The organism is Isoptericola sp. NPDC056573, assembly GCF_042793335.1.
Classification (GTDB): Bacteria; Actinomycetota; Actinomycetes; order Actinomycetales; family Cellulomonadaceae; genus Isoptericola.
In genome coordinates, this window is record NZ_JBHTUY010000003.1 from 485,132 (window position 1) to 490,791 (window position 5,660).

5 protein-coding genes are annotated in these 5,660 nt (G+C 73.1%); all 5 read left to right on the forward strand.

Annotated elements, in window-relative coordinates; translation table 11 throughout:
* The first annotated feature begins 194 nt into the window (after nucleotides 1–194).
* The 5 genes from rpsO (at nucleotide 195) to ACFQ8E_RS07415 (ending at nucleotide 5,565) form a co-directional block, all read left to right on the forward strand.
* The gene (gene rpsO, locus ACFQ8E_RS07395; RefSeq protein ID WP_429762254.1) at nucleotides 195–464 is read left to right on the forward strand and encodes a 30S ribosomal protein S15; all 270 of its coding nucleotides are present in this window, start codon (nucleotides 195–197) and stop codon (nucleotides 462–464) included.
* 209 nt (nucleotides 465–673) lie between these two features.
* Nucleotides 674–2,908, forward strand: coding sequence for a polyribonucleotide nucleotidyltransferase (locus ACFQ8E_RS07400; protein WP_430549920.1), 2,235 nt, complete (start codon nucleotides 674–676; stop codon nucleotides 2,906–2,908).
* 7 nt (nucleotides 2,909–2,915) lie between these two features.
* Nucleotides 2,916–4,244 carry a M16 family metallopeptidase gene (locus ACFQ8E_RS07405; protein ID WP_430549921.1) on the forward strand — a complete coding sequence of 443 codons (1,329 nt, stop codon included), beginning with the start codon at nucleotides 2,916–2,918 and terminating at the stop codon, nucleotides 4,242–4,244.
* Nucleotides 4,245–4,318: 74 nt separating this feature from the next.
* Nucleotides 4,319–5,092 (forward strand): 4-hydroxy-tetrahydrodipicolinate reductase, encoded by a 774-nt coding sequence (dapB, locus tag ACFQ8E_RS07410; RefSeq protein ID WP_430549922.1) that lies wholly within the window; start codon nucleotides 4,319–4,321, stop codon nucleotides 5,090–5,092.
* Nucleotides 5,089–5,565 carry a tetratricopeptide repeat protein gene (locus ACFQ8E_RS07415; RefSeq protein WP_430549923.1) on the forward strand — a complete coding sequence of 159 codons (477 nt, stop codon included), beginning with the start codon at nucleotides 5,089–5,091 and terminating at the stop codon, nucleotides 5,563–5,565. The genes dapB and ACFQ8E_RS07415 overlap by 4 nt, the downstream gene beginning before the upstream one ends.
* The last annotated feature ends 95 nt before the right edge of the window (nucleotides 5,566–5,660 follow it).

The following is a 5,660-nucleotide window of genomic DNA, read 5'->3' on the forward strand; positions in this document are numbered from 1 at the left end:
GGTGTCGGGGCGCCGGGGGGGCAACGCCGGCGACCCCCCCCCCCCCGGCTGTTGCGTGCCACCGGTCGCCCCGCCGGCGCTTCCCGGGGGGGCGCCGCGCTGGTAGCATGGTGGGGCCGTACGAACGGCCGCGGATCCAGAGCGCCCCGGTGAACGAGTCCCGGAGCACCGCGCAACGACACCGAAGGAGAGCCATGCCGCTCGACGCTGCCACCAAGCAGTCCATCATCACCGAGTACGCCACTCACGAGGGCGACACCGGCTCGCCCGAGGTGCAGATCGCGCTCCTCACGCAGCGCATCAACGACCTGAACGAGCACCTCAAGGAGCACAAGCACGACCACCACTCGCGTCGTGGCCTGCTGCTCCTCGTCGGCCAGCGCCGCCGCCTGCAGGCCTACCTGCAGAAGATCGACATCGAGCGTTACCGCGCGCTGATCCAGCGCCTCGGCCTGCGCCGCTGACTCTGCCGACCAGCCCGGTCACCCTCGCGGGGGCCGGGCTGGTCTGGTGTGATGTCCCTGTCATAACCACCATCGCGCCGCCGGATCCTCGTCCGGTCCTCGGTAGTGGCCTCCCGAACCGTCCGACCATCGGGTCGGGCCCGGCTCCGTGGGCCTCGATCGAAGACCGCCGAGCCGCGGCGGCGCCCTCGAGATCAAGGAGGGCACCCGTGGAGGGTCCCGAGATCCAGTTCGCCGAGGCCGTCATCGACAACGGCCGCTTCGGCACCCGCACCGTCCGCTTCGAGACGGGCCGCCTCGCCCGCCAGGCCGCCGGCTCCGTCGCCGCGTACCTGGACGGCGAGACGATGCTGCTGTCGGCCACGACGGCCGGCAAGCACCCCAAGGACCAGTTCGACTTCTTCCCCCTCACGGTGGACGTCGAGGAGCGGCAGTACGCCGCCGGCAAGATCCCCGGCTCGTTCTTCCGTCGTGAGGGTCGTCCCTCGACGGAGGCGATCCTGGCCTGCCGCCTCATCGACCGCCCGCTGCGCCCGCTGTTCGTCAAGGGCCTGCGCAACGAGGTCCAGGTCGTCATCGACGTCCTGGCCATCCACCCGGACGACGCCTACGACGTGCTGGCGATCAACGCCGCGTCGGCGTCCACGCAGATCTCCGGCCTGCCGTTCTCCGGCCCGGTCGCGGGTGTGCGCGTCGCGCTGATCGACGGCCAGTGGGTCGCGTTCCCGAAGTACTCGGACCTCGAGCGCGCCGTGTTCAACATGGTCGTGGCCGGCCGCATCGTGGGCGACGACGTCGCCATCGCGATGATCGAGGCCGAGGCGACCGACGACGCCTGGAAGCTCATCAAGACCGAGGGCGTCGCCGCGCCGACCGAGGAGGTCGTCGCCCAGGGCATCGAGGCGTCGAAGCCGTTCCTCAAGGCCCTGTGCGAGGCCCAGGCCTCGCTCGCCGCCCAGGCGGCCAAGGAGGTCAAGGACTACCCGGTCTTCCTCGACTACCAGGACGACGCGTTCGCCGCCGTCGAGGACGAGGTCTCCACGACGCTGCGCGACGCGCTCGCGATCGCGGACAAGCAGGACCGCGAGAACCGCCTGGACGAGCTCAAGGAGGGCCTGCTGGGTGCGCTCGGCGAGCGTTTCGAGGGCCGCGAGAAGGAGCTGTCGGCCGCGTACCGCGCGCTGCAGAAGAAGCTCATCCGCCAGCGCGTCCTCACCGAGGGCGTCCGCATCGACGGTCGTGGGCTCGCGGACATCCGCACCCTGTCCGCCGAGGTCGAGGTCATCCCGCGCGTGCACGGCTCCGCCCTGTTCGAGCGCGGCGAGACCCAGATCCTGGGCGTCACCACGCTGAACATGCTGCGCATGGAGCAGCAGATCGACTCGCTCGGGCCGGTCACGCGCAAGCGCTACATGCACAACTACAACTTCCCGCCGTTCTCCACGGGCGAGACGGGCCGCGTCGGCAGCCCGAAGCGCCGCGAGATCGGTCACGGCGCGCTGGCCGAGCGGGCCCTCGTGCCCGTGCTGCCCTCGCGCGAGGAGTTCCCCTACGCGATCCGCCAGGTGTCCGAGGCGCTGGGCTCGAACGGCTCCACCTCGATGGGCTCCGTCTGCGCCTCGACGCTCTCGCTGCTCAACGCCGGCGTGCCGCTGAAGGCCCCGGTCGCGGGCATCGCGATGGGCCTCATCTCCGACACCGTCGACGGTGAGACCCGCTACGCCGCGCTGACCGACATCCTGGGCGCGGAGGACGCGTTCGGCGACATGGACTTCAAGGTCGCCGGCACCAGCGAGTTCGTCACGGCCATCCAGCTCGACACCAAGCTCGACGGCATCCCCGCCTCGGTCCTGGCCGGCGCGCTGACCCAGGCCCGCGACGCGCGCCTGACCATCCTCGAGGTGCTCGCCGAGGCGATCGACGTGCCCGACGAGATGTCCCCGAACGCCCCGCGCGTCATCTCCGTGAAGGTGCCGGTCGACAAGATCGGCGAGGTCATCGGGCCCAAGGGCAAGATGATCAACCAGATCCAGGAGGAGACGGGCGCGGACATCTCCATCGAGGACGACGGCACCGTCTACATCGGCGCCACCGACGGCCCCTCGGCCGAGGCCGCCCGCGCGGCGATCAACGCGATCGCCAACCCGCACGTCCCCGAGGTGGGCGAGCGCTTCGTCGGCACCGTCGTCAAGACGACGTCGTTCGGCGCGTTCATCTCCCTCTCGCCGGGCAAGGACGGACTGCTGCACATCAGCCAGATCCGCAAGCTCGTGGGCGGCAAGCGCGTCGAGAACGTCGACGACGTGCTGTCCGTGGGCCAGAAGGTCCAGGTCGAGATCGGTGAGATCGACCCGCGCGGCAAGCTCTCGCTCGTCGCGGTGACCGAGGACGAGAAGTCCGACGAGTCCGCCGACGCCGCGGCCGAGACCCCTGCGGAGGCCTGACGCTCTGATGTCCTGGCACCTTCCGCTCGTCCCCGCGGGCGAGCCCGGTGCCGACCTGACCGCCGGGCAGGACGGTGCGACGATCCGTCGCACCGTCCTGCCCGGCGGTGTTCGTGTGCTCACCGAGTCGATGCCGGGCCTGCGCTCGGCCACGGTGGGCGCCTGGGTCGGCGTCGGCTCCCGCGACGAGACCGACGGCCACTTCGGCTCCACGCACTTCCTCGAGCACCTGCTGTTCAAGGGCACGCCCCGGCGCTCCGCGATGGACATCGCCGAGGCCTTCGACGCCGTCGGCGGCGAGGCCAACGCGGCCACGGGCAAGGAGCACACCTGCTACTACGCCCGCGTGCTCGACGCCGACCTGCCGATGGCGGTCGACGTCATCGCCGACATGGTCACCTCGGCGCGCCTCGACGAGGGCGAGCTCGAGACCGAGCGCGGCGTGATCCTCGAAGAGCTCGCGATGAACGACGACGACCCGGGCGACGTCGTGCACGAGGAGTTCTCCGCCGCCGTGCTCGGCACGCACCCGCTCGGCCGGCCGATCGGCGGCACCCCGGACACGATCCGTGCCGTGCCGCGCGACGCCGTCTGGGAGCACTACCGCTGGCACTACCGGCCCGAGACCCTGGTGGTCTCCGCCGCGGGCGGCGTCGACCACGACGCCCTCGTCGGGCAGGTGGCCGACGCGCTGAGCACCGGCGGCTGGGACCTGGCCGCCGGGGCGGCCCCGCGCGACCGGCGGCCGACGGCCACGGACCCCGTCGGCGTCCCCACCGAGGGCGTCGAGCTCACGGTGCGGCGCCAGGTGGAGCAGGCGAACGTCATCGTGGGGTCCACGGGCCTCGCGGCCACCGACGATCGTCGCTTCACGCTGTCCGTGCTCAACGCCGTCCTGGGCGGTGGCATGTCGTCGCGCCTCTTCCAGGAGGTGCGCGAGCGTCGCGGCCTGGCGTACACCACATACTCGTTCGCCTCCGGTCACGGCGGGCTCGGCACGTTCGGCCTGTACGCGGGCTGCTCGCCCGCGAAGGTCGACCAGGTCACCGAGCTGCTGGTCGCCGAGCTGGAGCGCATGGCGACCGAGCCCATCACCGACGCCGAGCTGGCGCGCAGCATCGGCCAGCTCTCCGGCGGGCTCGTGCTGGGCCTGGAGGACTCCGGGTCGCGCATGAGCCGGCTGGGCAAGGCGGAGCTGGTGTACGGCGAGCTACTGACCCTGGAGGAGTCCCTCGAGCGGGTCCGCGCCGTGACCGTCGACGACGTCCGCGAGCTCGCCGCCGACCTGGCCGCGCGGCCGCGGTCCGTCGTCCGCGTGGGACCCTTCGGCGACTGACCGCCGTCCCGCGACCGAGTGCCGTGCGGCGGCCGGGTGCCGGCCGCCGACCTCATCGAATGGAGACCAGACTCATGAGCAGGACCCTCAGGGTGGCCGTGCTCGGCGCGGCGGGGCGCATGGGCGCCACCGTGTGCCGGGCGGTCGAGGAGGCGGCGGACCTCGAGCTGGTCGCGCGCCTCGACGCGGGCGACGCGGTGGACGCCGACGCCCTGGCGGGCGCCGACGTCGCGATCGACTTCACCGTGCCGGCCGCCACGGAGGCCAACGTGCACGCGGTGCTCGACGCCGGCGCCCACGCCGTCGTCGGGACGACCGGGTGGGACGACGCCTCGCGCGGCCGCGTCACGGAGCACCTGGAGCGCGTCAACGCGACGCGGGACGGACAGGACGGGCTCGGTGTGCTCATCGCGCCGAACTTCGGCCTGTCCGCCGTGCTCGCGATGACGTTCGCCGCGAAGGCGGCGCGGTACTTCGAGTCGGCCGAGGTGGTCGAGCTGCACCACCCCGACAAGGTGGACGCCCCGTCGGGCACGGCGCGGCACACCGCCGCCGCGATCGCGCGGGCGCGTCGGGAGGCGGGCCTGGCCGCGATGCCTGACGCCACCGAGACGGGCCTCGAGGCGCGCGGCGCCGACGTCGACGGCGTGCGCGTGCACGCCGTCCGGCTGCGCGGGCTCGTCGCGCACGAGGAGATCCTGTTCGGGAACGTCGGCGAGCAGCTGGTGATCCGGCAGGACTCGTTCGACCGGGTGTCGTTCATGCCCGGCGTGCTCCTGGCGGTGCGCGAGGTCGTCTCCCGGCCCGGGCTGACCGTGGGCCTCGAGAACGTGCTGGACCTGTCGTGAGCGACGCGCCGCGCCGGCGCCTGCCGCGGGGGCTCGCGGGGGCGGTCGCCGTCACCGCGCTGCTCGCGCTGTACGTCTGGCAGATCGCCGGGCGCGGCGTCTCGATGATCGGGACCGGCGAGCCGGTGCTGATCGCCATCGGCCTGGCCGTGCTGGTGATCCCGCTGCTCGTCATCGTGCTCATCGCGCGCGAGTACCGTCTCGCGACGCGGGTGCAGCACATGGCCGACCTGCTCGCGGCCGCGGGCGAGCTGCCGGTCGACGACCTGCCGCGCTCGCCCGGCGGCCGGGTGGACCGCACGGCCGCCGACGCCGCGTTCGAGGAGCGGCGCGCTGCGGTGGAGCGCGACCCGGACGACTGGAAGGTCTGGTACCACCTGGCGTTCGCCTACGACGCGGCCGGCGACCGTCGCCGCGCTCGCGAGATGCTGCGCAAGGCGTCGTCGATGTTCAGGCCGGACGCGACGTCCTGACCCGCCCGGCGGGGCGGCCCCCCCGGGGGGGCGGGGGGGGCCGGGGGGGCGGGCGCGGCCCCCCCGGGATGCGGCGGGGGGCCGGGGGCGCCGGG